Source organism: Streptomyces sp. NPDC040405 (genome assembly GCF_055595765.1).
Genome location: NZ_JBVIVI010000002.1, coordinates 1541824 through 1556494 on the forward strand (window position 1 = coordinate 1541824; position 14671 = coordinate 1556494).

At 70.5% G+C, this 14671-nt stretch carries 13 protein-coding genes; 11 read left to right on the plus strand and 2 right to left on the minus strand.

The annotated features are described in order from the left end of the window. Positions 1-14: 14 nt before the first annotated feature. From ACZ59A_RS14140 to ACZ59A_RS14175, 8 genes are all read left to right on the plus strand, one after another. Entirely contained in the window at positions 15-2078 is a 2064-nt protein-coding gene (locus ACZ59A_RS14140) for a protein kinase domain-containing protein (RefSeq protein WP_470957765.1), read from the plus strand. A 70-nt stretch (positions 2079-2148) separates the two neighbouring features. After that, positions 2149-2439, plus strand: coding sequence for a hypothetical protein (locus ACZ59A_RS14145; protein ID WP_470957767.1), 291 nt, complete (start codon positions 2149-2151; stop codon positions 2437-2439). Next, on the plus strand, positions 2439-4049 hold the full coding sequence (locus tag ACZ59A_RS14150; RefSeq protein WP_470957770.1) for an amidase: 1611 nt from the start codon (positions 2439-2441) through the stop codon (positions 4047-4049). Before ACZ59A_RS14145 ends, ACZ59A_RS14150 begins: the two co-directional genes overlap by 1 nt. 236 nt (positions 4050-4285) lie before the next feature. Then, positions 4286-4573: a 30S ribosomal protein S15 gene (rpsO, locus tag ACZ59A_RS14155; protein ID WP_009714645.1), complete on the plus strand. Its 288-nt coding sequence runs from the start codon at positions 4286-4288 to the stop codon at positions 4571-4573. A 378-nt stretch (positions 4574-4951) separates the two neighbouring features. Beyond that, positions 4952-7183: a polyribonucleotide nucleotidyltransferase gene (locus tag ACZ59A_RS14160; RefSeq protein ID WP_470957774.1), complete on the plus strand. Its 2232-nt coding sequence runs from the start codon at positions 4952-4954 to the stop codon at positions 7181-7183. Further along, entirely contained in the window at positions 7180-8559 is a 1380-nt protein-coding gene (locus ACZ59A_RS14165) for a M16 family metallopeptidase (protein ID WP_470957777.1), read from the plus strand. Before ACZ59A_RS14160 ends, ACZ59A_RS14165 begins: the two co-directional genes overlap by 4 nt. 43 nt (positions 8560-8602) lie before the next feature. Further along, complete coding sequence (dapB, locus tag ACZ59A_RS14170; protein WP_470957778.1) at positions 8603-9355, plus strand: 4-hydroxy-tetrahydrodipicolinate reductase; 753 nt, start codon at positions 8603-8605, stop codon at positions 9353-9355. A 10-nt stretch (positions 9356-9365) separates the two neighbouring features. Continuing rightward, a complete protein-coding gene (locus ACZ59A_RS14175; RefSeq protein WP_470957781.1) occupies positions 9366-9830 on the plus strand; it encodes a hypothetical protein in 465 nt (154 codons plus the stop codon). Here ACZ59A_RS14175 and ACZ59A_RS14180 read toward each other — a convergent pair. Both ACZ59A_RS14180 and ACZ59A_RS14185 read right to left on the minus strand, forming a co-directional pair. Beyond that, complete coding sequence (locus ACZ59A_RS14180) at positions 9827-10414, minus strand: hypothetical protein (protein WP_470957784.1); 588 nt, start codon at positions 10412-10414, stop codon at positions 9827-9829. The two genes, ACZ59A_RS14175 and ACZ59A_RS14180, sit on opposite strands and share 4 nt — an antisense overlap. Before the next feature lie 62 nt (positions 10415-10476). After that, positions 10477-10713 carry a hypothetical protein gene (locus tag ACZ59A_RS14185; RefSeq protein ID WP_468042483.1) on the minus strand — a complete coding sequence of 79 codons (237 nt, stop codon included), beginning with the start codon at positions 10711-10713 and terminating at the stop codon, positions 10477-10479. Positions 10714-10923: 210 nt separating this feature from the next. On the opposite strand from ACZ59A_RS14185, the gene thyX reads away from it, so the two are divergent. From thyX to ACZ59A_RS14200, 3 genes are all read left to right on the plus strand, one after another. Then, a complete protein-coding gene (gene thyX, locus ACZ59A_RS14190; protein ID WP_468042485.1) occupies positions 10924-11676 on the plus strand; it encodes an FAD-dependent thymidylate synthase in 753 nt (250 codons plus the stop codon). Positions 11677-11844: 168 nt separating this feature from the next. Then, positions 11845-12744 carry a 4-hydroxy-tetrahydrodipicolinate synthase gene (gene dapA, locus ACZ59A_RS14195; protein WP_470957787.1) on the plus strand — a complete coding sequence of 300 codons (900 nt, stop codon included), beginning with the start codon at positions 11845-11847 and terminating at the stop codon, positions 12742-12744. 124 nt (positions 12745-12868) lie between these two features. Then, positions 12869-14554: a ribonuclease J gene (locus ACZ59A_RS14200; RefSeq protein ID WP_468042488.1), complete on the plus strand. Its 1686-nt coding sequence runs from the start codon at positions 12869-12871 to the stop codon at positions 14552-14554. Positions 14555-14671: the final 117 nt, after the last annotated feature.

A 14671-nucleotide genomic window follows, 5' to 3' on the forward strand; every position in this document is an offset into this window, starting at 1 on the left:
GGAGACCCGACCCCATGAACCCCCTCGGCACCGGCGACCCCCTCCGCCTCGGCCCGTACCGCCTCACTGGCGTGCTCGGCGCCGGCGGGATGGGGCAGGTGTACCTCGGGCGGGACGCGGCGGGCCGGACCGCGGCCGTCAAGGTGCTGCGGCCCGAGCTGGCGCACGATCCGGAGATGGCCCGGCGCTTCCTGCGTGAGGCGTACGCGGCGCAGACCGTGCGGAGCGCCGGGGTGGCGCGGGTGCTGGGGGCGCAGACGCAGGGTGGACGGCCGTGGATGGCCACGGAGTTCCTGGTGGGGCCCACGCTCGACCAGGCCGTCGAGCGGTACGGGGCGCTCGGCGAACCCGCCGTCAGGGCGCTGGGCGCGGCGCTCGTGACGACGCTTCGGGAGATCCACGGGGCCGGTCTTGTGCACCGCGACCTCAAGCCGTCGAACATCGTGCTGACCTCGCGCGGCCCCAGGATCATCGACTTCGGTATCGCCCGCCCCGAGCACGGGCTGACCCTCACCACCACCGGACAGACGCTCGCCACGCCCGGCTACGCCGCGCCCGAACAGGTCCTGGGGCGGCGGACCGGACCCGCGGGGGACGTGTTCTCCCTCGGCGTGGTCCTGGCGTACGCGGCGGGCGGGCGGTCGGTCTACGAGGGCGGGCATGTGGCCGCCGTGCAGTACCAAGTGGTGCACGGCGAACCGGAACTCGGCGCGGTGCCGGACGACATACGGGCCCTGGTCGCACCCTGCCTCGCCAAGGAGGCCGCGGACCGGCCCGCCCTCGACGCCCTCGCCGGGCAGCTCGCCCCGCCCCGCGGCACCGGGCGGATCTGGCGTACCGGGCCGCTCGCGGAGGACATCGCACGGCGCGAGGCGGACTCCCGCCGGATGGCCACCATGCCCGGCGACGAGGAGCCCCGCCCCACCCGGCGCAGGCTGCTCACCACCCTCGCCGCGGGCGGCGCGGTGCTCGCGGCGGGTGGTGGGGCCGGAGCGTGGTGGCTGCTGGGCGACGACGAGGCCGCGGCGGACGGTGCGCAGCCGTGGGACGCGAAACCGCTGGCGAAGTACGACGAGGGCACCGCGCCCTCACCCCTCTGGGGCCCCGTCGACCTCGGCCCCCTGAAATCCGGCGATACGGCGGTACCGGCTCCGCTTGCGGTCCGCGACCTGGTCGTCGTCGAGGTGACGGACGGTCGGCTGCGCGGCTATGGCGTGACCAATGGGAAGCCGCGGTGGACGACATCGATCACCGGGCTGAGGGGGCGGCTGTTGGCACTCCGCGACGAGGGTGTCCTCGCGGCCGACGCCAAGGGCGTGGTGCGGATGCTGAGCGCGAAAGACGGCACTCAGCGGTGGAAGGCCGAAGGCGCCGACGCTGCGGCGCTGCTGGCCGTGGACGACAGCGCCGTCTATCTGGTCACGCGGGCGGGGCGCGTGCGCGCCATCGGCCTCGACTCGCACCGCCCCCTGTGGACCGCTCCGGGCTCGGTGCGGTCTTCCGGTAACAGCCCTGCGGCGGCAGCGGTTGCCGACGGCCGCCTGGTGGTGTACGGCGCCTCCGGCGAGGTGGTGGCTCTCGACACGGCAAATGGCAGGACCGTCTGGGGACCCGACAAGCGCGGCTCCACCCCCCTCCAGCCGGTGATCGTCGGAGGCACGGTCTACCTGGGCGGGCGGGCCCTTGCCGCTCTGACGCTCTCGGACGGCAAACAGAAGTGGGCGCGCCCCGCCGTCGGCGAAAGCGGATGGAGCGCCCCGGCCGTACGGAAAGGCATCGTGTACGCCGTTGACGACACCGATCTCTCCGCCCGCCGGGCCGATGGCGGCTCGGACATGTGGACCCTGCCCTTCGCTTCCCAGAAGCATTCCCTGGAAGCCCCGGTGATCGCGGGGAACAGCGTGTGGGCGGTGGCCGACACGGAATACACGGGAGGCGTACAGGTCGTGGACGTCCGGCAGGGGAAGGAGGCCTGGCCGTTCACCGCCGGCACCGAGGGCAACTGGCATCTGGCCACAGCCGGGAACCGCGTCTTCCTGCTGCACAACCGGACGCTGACAGCCATGCCGGTGTTCTAGGAAAGCTCCTCCACCACCACCGCCCGATTCACCGCCACCCCGACGCGAACACGAACATGCGGAGACACCATTGGACAGCGACGCGCTGGACGCGTACATACGGGCCCGACTGGCAATAGCCGGGGTCGACATCGACCAGCTCCCCGACGTGGCCGACCTCGAGACCGGCACGCCCACCCGGGCCGTGATCATGGTGGCGCTGCGCGAGTTCGTCGCGACGACGCCCGGTGCGCTGGCCGAGTGGACGCCGCCGACGGGCGGCGTGGGCGGCGCGCTGGGGGCGGCGTACGCGCAGCAGGAGGCCGCCCCGCTCGCGTACCCGTCGATCACCACCGGCTGGACCGGGGAGGCGGACATCTGATGGGCCGCGACCTCAACCGCCGTACGTTCCTCGCCGCTTCGGCCGCCGCCGGGGCCGGTGGCGCCATGGCGGCGTCCGCCGCACCGGCCGCCGCCGAGCCCGCGGCCCCGGCCCGTACCCCTGCCGGGCCCGCCGCGCCCGCCGCGCCCAAGAACGCCGTCGCCGTGCCCGATCTGCCGGTGCGCGAGGCGGCACGGCACGATCCCACGGAGGCCACGCTCGCCGAGGCCGTCGTCCTGATCCGCACCGGCCGCCTCACCTCGGCGGACCTCGTGCAGGCGCATCTGGACCGTATAGAGAAGTACGACAAGACCTACCAGGCGTACGCCGAGGTGACCGGGAAACAGGCGCTGCTCGCGGCCTACGCGGCAGATCAGGCGCACAAGAACGGAAAGCCCGCGCCGCTGGGCGGAGTTCCGCTGTGCGTCAAGGACAACTACTTCACCAAGGGCGTGCCCACCCGCGCCAACTCCTTCATCTTCAAGGACTTCGTTCCGGTCACCGACGCCACCGCCGTCGCCCGCCTCAAGGCGGCGGGCGGCATCCTGCTCGGCAAGGGGCAGATGGGACCGCTGGCCACGACCCGTGCCACCACGCCCAGCGGCATGATCACCACCGTCAACGCCTGGACCCCCGACAATCCGCTCATCGACCCCGGCGGTTCGTCCACGGGACCGGCCTGCGCGGTCGCCGGGCGGATGGCGTCGTCCTCCATCGGCACCCAGACCGGCGGCTCCATCGTCAACCCGGCCAACCGGCAGAACCTGACCGGTCTGAAGCCCACGATGGGCCGGGTCTCCCTGAACGGCGTCATCCCGCTCTCGTACACCCGGGACCACTGCGGCCCGATCGCCCGCGACGCGATGGACGCGGCGATCATGCTGACCGTCATGGCCGGGCCGGACGCCGAGGATCCGCGGACCCAGGGCCTGCCGCGCCTGCCCCATCTGGTGCGCGCGGCCACCCCCGTGGTCTCGGCCAAGGGGAAGGTACGGCTCCGTCGGCCCACCCGGATCGGCGTGCCGCCGGGGTTCACCGACGGCATCGCGCGGCGCTCGGCGCTGCTGGACACCCTGGCGGACCTGCCCGGCGTCACCCTCGTGGAGATCCGTTACCCCACCGACTGGTCGCTGCTGACCGGCAGTGCGTTCAACGCCGCACGTCTGAGCGAGCGCACCGAGCCGTTCCGGCACTGGCTGCGCGAGGATCTGACGAAGTTCGGCGTCTCGGTGCTGGGCTGGCTCCAGGGGCTGATGATCTCCGGCGACGAGTGGATCACCGCGCAGCGGGCCAAGCACCACCTGCTGCGCGCGGTGCTCGACGGCCCGTTCGACCACTGCGATGTGCTGCTCCAGACCAGCCCGGTACCGTTCGACATCCTGGGCCTTCCGGAGATCGGCTTCCCCATCGGCTTCACGGCCGGGATGCCGACCGGCGCGATCCTCGGTGGCGCCCCTTACGAGGAGGACCGCCTGCTGGAGGTGGTCGCCGCGTATCAGGCGGTCACCGACTGGCACCGGCGGCGCCCGGAGGATCCGGTGCTGGAGCCCGTCAAGAAGATCGTCCGCCCGCTGCTGACCGCCGTGGAGGCCGCGGCGGCCAGTGCGTAGCGGCGCCGGCACAATGCGCACCAGCGGTCCGCCAGCCGCTGCGCAATGCCGGACTGGAGGACCCGGCCCGGGACACTGGTACTCTGTGTGCTGGCCGTTTGCGTACGCGCCCCCGGAGCCTTTCGAAGGTCCTGGAGACAGCGCCCAGCGGACCCCGCCTTCCGAGTCACGGAAGATCCCCTGAGACAAAGACCAGGGGCACTCGGCGGCTGAAACTGAGAAACCTAGGAGTACGTGTGTCGCTCGACGCCGCTACGAAGAAGCAGATCATGACCGAGTTCGCCACGAAGGAAGGCGACACCGGCTCCCCGGAGGTCCAGGTCGCGCTGCTTTCGCGTCGTATCTCCGACCTGACCGAGCACCTCAAGACCCACAAGCACGACCACCACTCCCGCCGTGGTCTGCTGCTGCTGGTCGGCCAGCGCCGCCGGCTGCTGCAGTACCTGGCGAAGAAGGACATCACGCGCTTCCGTGCGCTGGTCGAGCGCCTCGGCATCCGTCGCGGTGCGGCCGGCGCCAAGTAAGTCGTCGTGGAGGGAGCGGTTCCCGCGTCAGGGGGCCGCTCCCTTTGCCGTACGCGGCCCCCTGTGCCGCGTAGCCCAGCCACGTACGGAGCGTACTTTGTCCGCTACGTCCCGTACGCGCCAGACCACACCGCCATCGTGATGATGGCCGAAGCTTTGTAGTCTGGTCCCAACAACGCCATAACGCACGAGGAGGAGCGCCTCATTCCCGGCGCACCGGCGCCACAGGAGCCGGTCCTCGGTAGTGGCTCCCGGAACTGGCAACTCCGGTGGCTTCGATCGAAGACCGGCCCGGCCGCCGGACAGCAAGCCCGGAGGCGCTGCTCCACCACCGTCCACCGTCATACGGACGGGGACGCAGACGAGGAGATTTCCCTGGTGGAGAACGAGACCCACTACGCCGAGGCCGTCATCGACAACGGCACCTTCGGCACCCGCACCATCCGTTTCGAGACGGGCCGTCTGGCCCGTCAGGCCGCCGGCTCGGCCGTGGCCTACCTGGACGACGACACCATGGTGCTGTCGGCCACCACTGCTTCGAAGAACCCCAAGGACCAGCTCGACTTCTTCCCGCTGACGGTCGACGTCGAGGAGCGGATGTACGCCGCCGGGCGGATCCCCGGCTCGTTCTTCCGCCGTGAGGGCCGCCCGTCCGAGGACGCGATCCTCACCTGCCGTCTGATCGACCGCCCGCTGCGCCCGTCCTTCAAGAAGGGCCTGCGCAACGAGATCCAGGTCGTCGAGACGATCATGGCGCTCAACCCCGACCACCTGTACGACGTGGTCGCGATCAACGCCGCCTCCTGCTCCACCCAGCTCGCGGGCCTGCCCTTCTCCGGCCCCATCGGTGGCACCCGGGTCGCCCTGATCAAGGGCCAGTGGGTCGCCTTCCCGACCCACAGCGAGCTGGAGGACGCTGTCTTCGACATGGTCGTCGCCGGTCGCGTCCTGGAGGACGGCGACGTCGCGATCATGATGGTCGAGGCCGAGGCCACCCAGCAGACGATCCAGCTCGTGAAGGACGGCGCCGAGGCGCCGACCGAGGAGATCGTCGCGGCCGGCCTCGAGGCCGCCAAGCCGTACATCAAGGTGCTGTGCAAGGCCCAGTCGGACCTCGCCGCCAAGGCCGCCAAGCCCACCGGTGAGTTCCCGATCTTCCTGGACTACCAGGACGACGTGCTGGAGGCGCTGACCGCCGCCGTTCGCGACGAGCTGTCCCAGGCGCTGACCATCGCGGGCAAGCAGGAGCGCGAGGCCGAGCTGGACCGCGTCAAGGCGCTGGCCGCCGAGAAGCTGCTGCCGCAGTTCGAGGGGCGCGAGAAGGAGATCTCCGCCGCGTACCGCTCGCTGACCAAGTCCCTGGTGCGCGAGCGCGTCATCAAGGAGAAGAAGCGCATCGACGGCCGCGGCGTCACGGACATCCGTACGCTCGCCGCCGAGGTCGAGGCGATCCCGCGGGTGCACGGTTCGGCGCTGTTCGAGCGCGGCGAGACCCAGATCCTGGGCGTCACCACGCTGAACATGCTCCGCATGGAGCAGCAGCTCGACACGCTCTCGCCCGAGACGCGCCGTCGCTACATGCACAACTACAACTTCCCGCCGTACTCCACCGGTGAGACCGGCCGCGTCGGCTCCCCGAAGCGCCGCGAGATCGGCCACGGCGCGCTGGCCGAGCGGGCGCTGCTGCCGGTGCTGCCGACCCGCGAGGAGTTCCCGTACGCCATCCGGCAGGTCTCCGAGGCGCTCGGCTCCAACGGCTCGACCTCCATGGGTTCGGTCTGCGCCTCCACGATGTCGCTGCTGAACGCCGGTGTGCCGCTGAAGTCCCCGGTCGCGGGCATCGCGATGGGCCTGATCTCCCAGGAGATCGACGGCGAGACCCACTACGTCACCCTCACCGACATCCTCGGTGCGGAGGACGCGTTCGGTGACATGGACTTCAAGGTCGCCGGTACCAAGCAGTTCGTGACCGCCCTCCAGCTGGACACCAAGCTGGACGGCATCCCGGCCTCCGTCCTGGCCGCGGCCCTCAAGCAGGCCCGCGACGCCCGCCTCCACATCCTCGACGTGATGATGGAAGCGATCGACACGCCGGACGAGATGTCCCCGAACGCCCCGCGGATCATCACCGTCAAGATCCCGGTGGACAAGATCGGTGAGGTCATCGGCCCGAAGGGCAAGATGATCAACCAGATCCAGGAGGACACCGGCGCCGAGATCACCATCGAGGACGACGGCACGATCTACATCGGTGCCTCCGACGGCCCGGCCGCCGAGGCCGCCCGCGCGACGATCAACGGCATCGCCAACCCGACGATGCCCGAGGTCGGCGAGCGCTACCTGGGCACGGTCGTGAAGACCACCACCTTCGGCGCCTTCGTCTCCCTGCTCCCGGGCAAGGACGGGCTGCTGCACATCTCGCAGATCCGCAAGCTCGCCGGTGGCAAGCGCGTGGAGAACGTCGAGGACGTGCTCGCGGTGGGCTCCAAGGTGCAGGTCGAGATCGCCGAGATCGACCAGCGCGGCAAGCTCTCGCTGCACCCGGTCATCGAGGGTGAAGACGACAACGCCGACAAGGACGACGAAGCGAAGGACGAAGCTTCCAAGTGACGTCCCGCGACGACGCGACGACGGCCCGCACCTCTTCGGAGGGGCGGGCCGTCGCCCGTACCCAAACGCTTCTCCCGGGTGCGAACGGCATCGGGACGGTCCGCAGGACGACGCTCCCCAGCGGCCTGCGCATCCTCACCGAAACCCTGCCGTCCGTACGGTCCGCCACCTTCGGCATCTGGGCGCACGTGGGCTCCCGGGACGAGACCCCGACGCTGAACGGTGCCACCCACTATCTGGAGCACCTGCTCTTCAAGGGCACCCGGCGGCGCAGCGCGCTCGACATCTCCGCGGCCATCGACGCGGTCGGCGGCGAGATGAACGCGTTCACCGCCAAGGAGTACACCTGCTACTACGCGCGGGTGCTCGACACCGATCTGCCGCTGGCCATCGACGTCGTCTGCGACATGCTGACCGGCTCGGTGATCGACGCGGCGGACGTGGACGCCGAGCGCGGCGTCATCCTCGAAGAGATCGCGATGACCGAGGACGACCCGGGCGACTGCGTCCACGACCTGTTCTCGCACACCATGCTCGGCGACACCCCGATCGGCCGCCCGGTCCTGGGCACCGTCGACACCGTCAACGGGCTCGGCCGCGACCAGATCGCCCGCTTCTACAAGAAGCACTACGACCCGACCCACCTGGTCGTCGCCGCCGCGGGCAACGTCGACCACGACACGGTCGTCCGGCAGGTGAGCGACGCCTTCGAGCAGGCGGGCGCCCTTACCCGTGCCGACGCGGCACCGGTCGCCCCGCGCTCCGGCTCCCGGACGATCCGTACCGCGGGCCGGGTCGAGCTGCTGAACCGCAAGACCGAGCAGGCGCACGTCATCCTCGGCATGCCCGGCATCCCGCGCACCGACGACCGGCGCTGGGCGCTCGGCGTGCTCAACACCGCGCTCGGCGGCGGCATGAGCTCCCGGCTCTTCCAGGAGGTCCGGGAGAAGCGCGGCCTCGCCTACAGCGTCTACTCCTACAACTCCGGCTTCGCCGACTGCGGCCTCTTCGGCGTCTACGCGGGCTGCCGCCCCAGCCAGGTGCACGACGTCCTCAAGATCTGCCGCGACGAGCTGGACCAGGTCGCCCGCGACGGCCTCACCGACGAGGAGCTGCGCCGCGCCATCGGCCAGCTCTCGGGCTCCACGGTGCTCGGCCTGGAGGACACCGGCGCGCTGATGAACCGCATCGGCAAGAGCGAGCTGTGCTGGGCCGACCAGATGTCGGTGGACGACATGCTCGCCCGGATCCAGTCGGTCACCCCGGACGAGGTGCGCGAGGTGGCCCGCGATGTACTGGGGCAGCGTCCTTCGCTGTCGGTCATCGGCCCGCTGAAGGACAAGCAGGCAGCCCGGCTGGACGAGGCCGTCGCCTAGCCGGAGAGGCCGCCTGGCCGGAGAAGACGAAGGAAGAGGAACGATGAGCAAGCTGCGCGTGGCCGTCCTCGGTGCCAAGGGCCGGATCGGCTCCGAGGCCGTACGAGCCGTCGAGGCCGCCGAGGACATGGAACTGGTCGCCGCGCTGGGCCGGGGCGACAAGCTGGAGACCATGGTCGAGGCGGGCGCCGAGGTCGCGGTCGAGCTGACCGACCCGGGCTCGGTGATGGGCAACCTCGACTTCTGCGTACGGCACGGCATCCACGGCGTCGTCGGCACCACCGGCTGGACCGACGAGCGCCTCGCGCAGCTGCACGGCTGGCTCGACGCCTCGCCCCGCGTCGGCGTGCTCATCGCCCCGAACTTCTCCATCGGCGCCGTGCTGACCATGCGGTTCGCCCGCCAGGCCGCCCGGTTCTTCGAATCGGTCGAGGTCATCGAGCTGCACCACCCCAACAAGGTGGACGCCCCCTCGGGCACCGCGGCCCGCACCGCCCAGCTGATCGCCGAGGCCCGCCGCGAGGCCGGCCGCGCCCCGCAGCCGGACGCGACGGCCACGGCGCTGGACGGCGCACGGGGCGCCGACGTGGACGGGGTGCCGGTGCACTCGGTACGGCTGCGCGGGCTCCTCGCCCACCAGGAGGTCCTGCTGGGCGGCGAGGGCGAGACGCTCACGATCCGCCATGACTCGATTCACCACAGCAGCTTCATGCCGGGCATCCTGCTCGGCGCGCGGCGTGTGGTCACCACTCCCGGCCTGACCTTCGGCCTGGAACACTTCCTCGATCTGGACTGAGGGCACACCGGTGCGCGCAAAGATCACCTATTTCGTCCTCGCGGCCGTCCTGGTCGTCTACTTCGTGCTGGTCGGCGACCGCGGGATACTGCTCATCCGGGAGGGCACCCCGGTGACCATCGCCTATGGCGCGGCCGTCCTGGTGCTGCCGCTCATCGGCGGCTGGTTCCTGTGGCAGACCACCCTGTTCGCGCGCAACGCCGACCGGCTCGCGCGCGAGCTGGACGCCGAGGGCGGCCTGCCGGTCGACGAGCTGGTACGGACGCCCGGCGGGCGCATCGACCGGGACTCGGCGGACGCGGTCTTCGCCAAGCGGCGGGCCGAGACGGAAGGCTCGCCGCAGGACTGGCGCTCCTGGTTCCGGCTCGCCATCGCCTACCACGACGCCCGCGACACGGCCCGCGCCCGCAAGGCGATGCAGCGCGCCATCGCCCTCCACGACGGCAAGCCGGTCCGGGCGGCGGACGGCTCCTAACGCCCGTGCCGGGCCGCCCACCCGTCGAGGGTGTCGGCGGCCGCGCGGAACGCCTCGGGGCGCCCGAGGAAATCGGTGTCGTGGCTGGTGAACAAGGTCAGCGGGGTGCCGCCCGACGTCCGGTCGGCGAGCACCGCCTGCCCCTGCACCGTGCGCGGAAGGCCCAGTAGGCGCACCGGCTGCTGGACCGTACGTATCGACGCGACGTCCTGCCAGGCGACCGTCGTGGACGAGAACAGTCCGGTCCGCCGGAGCTCCCGCTCGTTCGCCCGGACGCCCGCGCCCACCATCCGGACCGCGAAGCCGATCACCAGCGCCGCCGCGGCGGCGCACACCCACGCGGCGGACCCGGAGCCCGCCAGGGCGATGATCAGTGCCGAGAAGAGGAGATACGAGGCGAGCAGCAGGAACACCGCCGACCCGCCGACCTTCCAGGGACCCGGTCGGTACGGGCGGCGATGGCGCTCCGGGTCCTCGAAGGTGACATCGCCATACGTGACGTCGACACGCGAGAGCGGGGCCGCTTCGGGCCCCGCTCGGTCGTCGTCATGTGCGCGGTCTGCTGTCAGGAAGGGCAGGGGCACAGGATGTCCTCACTCACACACACGTCCATGGTCTGTGCTGAGTGAGGCTATCTCAGCACAGCTCAGCGGCCGTTCGAGGCCTCCTGCACCTGCTGCGTGGGGTGCGACTGACTGTCGAGCGCGGGCATTCCGAACATCAGGGCGCCGACGAAGCCGGCGACGATGGTCAGACCCATGAGCGTCCGGCCGGTTATCTCGGACCGGGACGCCCGGGGGCGGGTGGGCGGGGTGACATTGCTGCGGAAACGGTCGGCTTCGGCGACGAAGGCGAACGGTACGGGCTCTCGCCGGCGGAACATGAGCGGGCTCTCCTTGGAACCTCGAGCGCGGGCACTTCAGTGTGTAGGACGTGTGAACGACCTTCCTGGTGCCCTGTTTGAAGAACTTCAGTCAAAATTTTCTCCGGGGGCCCGTACGGAGGTCCACGCGGGGTCCGGGGGAGCGGACCTGTCGGTGGTGGCCCGTAAGCTGGGCCCGCCCCGAGCGATGCGACATGGAAGGACCCGTCGGTGAGCGAGACCCCCGCCGAGAGCCCGGCCGAGACCGAGAAGGCCAGTTTCCGCAGCGATGTGACCGTCGAGCTGGTGAAGCACAGCGCCGCCGACTCCGACGTCCTGTGGGCCGCGCGGGTGTCCACCGCGGGTGAGCAGTCCCTCGACGAGCTGACGAAGGACCCGGAGCGCTCCAAGGGGCTGATCAACTACCTGATGCGCGACCGGCACGGCAGCCCGTTCGAGCACAACTCGATGACCTTCTTCATCAGCGCCCCGATCTTCGTCTTCCGCGAGTTCATGCGGCACCGCGTGGGCTGGTCGTACAACGAGGAGTCCGGCCGCTACCGCCGCCTGGAGCCGGTCTTCTACGTGCCCGGCGAGGACCGCAAGCTGGTCCAGCAGGGCCGCCCCGGCAAGTACGAGTTCGTCGAGGGCACCCCCGAGCAGCACGCGCTGACCGGCCGCGCGATGGAGGACGCCTACCGCCACGCGTACGAGGCGTACCAGGAGATGCTGGCCGCCGGGGTCGCCCGCGAGGTGGCCCGCGCGGTGCTCCCGGTCGGCCTGTTCTCCTCGATGTACGCCACGTGCAACGCGCGCTCGCTGATGCACTTCCTGGGCCTGCGCACCCAGCACGAGCAGGCCGCCGTGCCGTCCTTCCCGCAGCGGGAGATCGAGATGGTGGGGGAGAAGATGGAGCAGGCGTGGGCCGGGCTGATGCCGCTCACGCACGCCGCGTTCAACGCCAATGGCCGGGTGGCTCCGTAGCGCGAGTGAAGTGTCCGTATTGCGGCGTTTCGAGAAGTTCATCTAGGCTGAACAAAGGGCCCGGCACTGCTTGAACCCCCGAGCAGGCAGTGCCGGGTCCTCTTCGATGGCCCTGTTCCGGCGCCCCGAGCGAGCGCTGCGGGGCGCGCTACGAGTAGCGTGGTGCCCATGGCACCGACATCCACATCGCAGACCCCTTTCGGGCGGGTGCTGACCGCCATGGTCACGCCATTCACCGCTGACGGAGCGCTTGACCTCGACGGCGCCCAGCGGCTCGCCACCCATCTGGTGGACGCCGGCAATGACGGCCTGATCGTCAACGGCACCACCGGCGAGTCCCCGACCACCAGCGATGTGGAGAAATCCGAGCTCGTACGAGCCGTGGTGGAGGCGGTCGGCGACCGCGCCCACGTCGTAGCCGGAGCCGGAACCAACGACACCGGACACAGCGTCGAGCTCGCCCGTGCGGCGGAGCAGGCGGGTGCCCATGGCCTGCTCGCGGTCACGCCGTACTACAGCAAGCCCCCGCAGGAAGGCATCTTCCGCCACTTCACCGCCATCGCGAACGCCACCGGCCTGCCGGTCATGCTCTACGACATCCCCGGCCGCAGCGGTGTCCCGATCGGCACCGAGACCATGGTCCGGCTCGCCGAGCACCCGCGCATCGTCGCCAACAAGGACGCCAAGGGCGACCTCGGGCGTGCCAGCTGGGCCATCGCCCGCAGCCGCCTCGCCTGGTACTCCGGCGACGACATGCTGAACCTGCCGCTGCTGTCGGTCGGCGCCGTGGGCTTCGTCTCCGTGGTGGGCCACCTCGTCACCCCCGAGCTGCGCGCGATGCTCGAAGCCCACCTCCAGGGCGACGTCGCGAAGGCAACGGAGATCCACCAGCAGCTGCTCCCGGTCTTCACCGGGATGTTCCGCACCCAGGGCGTCATCACGTCGAAGGCCGCGCTCGCCCTCCAGGGTCTCCCCGCGGGGTCGCTGCGCCTGCCGCTCGTCGACCTGACCCCCGAGGAAACGGAACAGCTCAAGCGCGATCTTGCCGCTGGCGGGGTACAGCTCTAGGCAAAGACGTGATAGTCGCACCTTCATACTTCACAACTGCATACAGACACATCAGCAAGTGCACGAATGTCACGCGCGCCATGTGCCCCAGGGGGCATGTGGCGCGCGTGGTGAGGAGAGTCTTTTGAGTCATCCGCATCCTGAGCTGGGCCCGCCGCCGAAGCTTCCCGACGGTGGCCTGCGGGTCACCCCGCTCGGCGGCCTCGGCGAGATCGGCCGCAACATGACGGTCTTCGAATACGGTGGCCGGCTGCTGATCGTCGACTGCGGGGTGCTCTTCCCCGAGGAGGAGCAGCCCGGAGTCGACTTGATCCTGCCGGACTTCACTTCCATCCGGGACCGCCTCGACGACATCGACGGCATCGTGCTCACGCACGGCCACGAGGACCACATCGGCGGCGTCCCGTTCCTGCTCCGCGAGAAGCCGGACATCCCGCTGATCGGCTCCAAGCTCACCCTCGCACTGATCGAGGCGAAGCTCCAGGAGCACCGGATCCGCCCGTACACCCTGGAGGTGGAGGAGGGGAATCTGGAGCGGATCGGCCCCTTCGAGTGCGAGTTCGTGGCGGTCAACCACTCCATCCCGGACGCCCTCGCGGTCGCCATCCGCACCCCGGCCGGCCTGGCCGTGCACACCGGCGACTTCAAGATGGACCAGCTGCCGCTGGACGGGCGCCTCACCGACCTGCCCGCCTTCGCCAAGCTCGGCGAGGAGGGCATCGACCTGCTCCTGGTGGACTCCACCAACTCCGAGGTCCCCGGTTTCGTTCCGCCGGAACGCGACATCTCGAACGTGCTGGGCCAGGTCTTCGCGAGCGCCCAGAAGCGCATCATCGTCGCGAGCTTCGCCAGCCATGTGCACCGGATCCAGCAGATCCTCGACGCGGCCCATGAGTACGGGCGCAGGGTGGCCTTCGTCGGCCGCTCGATGGTCCGCAACATGGGGATCGCCCGCGACCTGGGCTATCTGCGGGTCCCGGCGGGTCTCGTGGTGGACGTGAAGACCCTCGACGATCTCCCGGACGACGAGGTGGTGCTCGTCTGCACCGGCTCCCAGGGCGAGCCGATGGCTGCGCTGTCCCGGATGGCCAACCGCGATCACCAGATCCGCATCGTGCCGGGCGACACGGTGATCCTGGCGTCGTCGCTCATCCCGGGCAACGAGAACGCGGTCTACCGCGTGATCAACGGGCTCACGCGCTGGGGCGCGCACGTCGTCCACAAGGGCAACGCCAAGGTGCACGTCTCCGGCCATGCCTCGGCCGGTGAGCTGCTGTACTTCTACAACATCTGCAAGCCCAAGAACCTGATGCCGGTCCACGGCGAATGGCGCCATCTGCGTGCCAACGCCGAACTGGGCGCCCTGACCGGCGTCCCGAAGAACCGTTGTGTCATCGCCGAGGACGGCGTGGTGGTCGACCTCGTCGACGGGATCGCGAAGATCACCGGCAAGGTGCAGGCGGGCTATGTGTACGTGGACGGCCTCTCGGTCGGCGACGTCACCGAAAGCTCGCTCAAGGACCGGCGCATTCTGGGTGAGGAGGGCATCATCTCGGTCTTCGTGGTCGTGGACAGCACGACCGGCAAGATCGTGGGTGGTCCGCACATCCAGGCGAGAGGCTCCGGCATCGAGGACGGGGCCTTCGCGGCGGTCCTCCCGAAGATCGAGGACGCCCTGGCCAAGTCGGCTTCCGACGGCGTCGCGGAGCCGCACCAGATCCAGCAGCTCGTGCGCCGCGCCGTGGGCAAGTGGGTGTCCGACAGCTACCGCCGACGCCCGATGATCCTCCCCGTGGTGGTCGAGGTCTGACGCGGCCTCAGCCCCAGGAGGGCACTGAACCCCGGGCGGGGGGGGGGGGGGGGGGGGGGGGGGGGGGGGGGGGGGGGGGGGGGGGGGGGGGGGGGGGGGGGGGGGGGGGAAGGAGAA